We start from the raw sequence: 1,398 nt of genomic DNA, 5'->3' as shown, positions 1-1,398 counted from the left end.
CCTTGCAAACGGCTTCATCACTGCAGCGATTCCTGTGACAGGCGAAGGCCCTGTGACCATCCATGCAGAAGCAGTGGATGCCGAAGGTAACCTGGATGTTGCAGATGCAGACGTCACAATCACCGTGGACACAGTTCCAGCTGACCTGATCGGAGCGATCACGATTCCTGAAGACTTAAATGGCGACGGTATCTTAAATGCAGACGAGCTAGGCACAGACGGCAGCTTCAATGCACAAGTGGCGTTGGGACCTGATGCAGTCGACGGCACCGTGGTGAATGTGAACGGTACTAACTACACCGTGACAGCAGCGGATATTACCAACGGCTACATCACTGCAGCGATTCCTGTCACAGGCGAAGGCCCTGTGACCATCCATGCAGAAGCAGTGGATGCCGAAGGTAACCTTGATGTTGCAGATGCAGACGTCACCGTGACTGTAGATACCTTACCTGCAGACCTGATCGGAGCGATCACGATTCCTGAAGACTTAAATGGCGACGGTATCTTAAATGCAGACGAGCTTGGTACAGACGGCAGCTTCAATGCACAAGTGGCGTTGGGACCTGATGCAATCGACGGCACCGTGGTGAATGTAAACGGTACTAACTACACCGTGACAGCAGCGGATATTACCAACGGCTACATCACTGCAGCGATTCCTGTGACAGGCGAAGGCCCTGTGACCATCCATGCAGAAGCAGTGGATGCCGAAGGTAACCTGGATGTTGCAGATGCAGACGTCACCGTGACTGTAGATACCTTGCCTGCAGACCTGATCGGAGCGATCACGATTCCTGAAGACTTAAATGGCGACGGTATCTTAAATGCAGACGAGCTAGGCACAGACGGCAGCTTCAATGCACAAGTGGCGTTGGGACCTGATGCAGTCGACGGCACCGTGGTGAATGTGAACGGTACTAACTACACCGTGACAGCAGCTGACCTTGCAAACGGCTTCATCACTGCAGCGATTCCTGTCACAGGCGAAGGCCCTGTGACCATCCATGCAGAAGCAGTGGATGCCGAAGGTAACCTTGATGTTGCAGATGCAGACGTCACCGTGACTGTAGATACCTTACCTGCAGACCTGATCGGAGCGATCACGATTCCTGAAGACTTAAATGGCGACGGTATCTTAAATGCAGACGAGCTTGGTACAGACGGCAGCTTCAATGCACAAGTGGCGTTGGGACCTGATGCAATCGACGGCACCGTGGTGAATGTAAACGGTACTAACTACACCGTGACAGCAGCGGATATTACCAACGGCTACATCACTGCAGCGATTCCTGTCACAGGCGAAGGCCCTGTGACCATCCATGCAGAAGCAGTGGATGCCGAAGGTAACCTGGATGTTGCAGATGCAGACGTCACCGTGACTGTAGATACCTTGCC

Annotated in this window: 1 pseudogene; it reads left to right on the top strand. The window is 53.1% G+C overall.

The annotated features are described in order from the left end of the window. A pseudogene (locus MKX14_RS18180) lies at nucleotides 1-1,398 on the top strand (BapA/Bap/LapF family large adhesin); the annotation flags it as partial.

Origin of the sequence: Acinetobacter pittii (assembly GCF_022449185.1) — a bacterium.
Lineage (GTDB): Bacteria > Pseudomonadota > Gammaproteobacteria > Pseudomonadales > Moraxellaceae > Acinetobacter > Acinetobacter pittii_I.
Note: the sequence above shows the minus strand (reverse complement) of the source record. Positions and strands in the feature narration are given on the sequence as shown.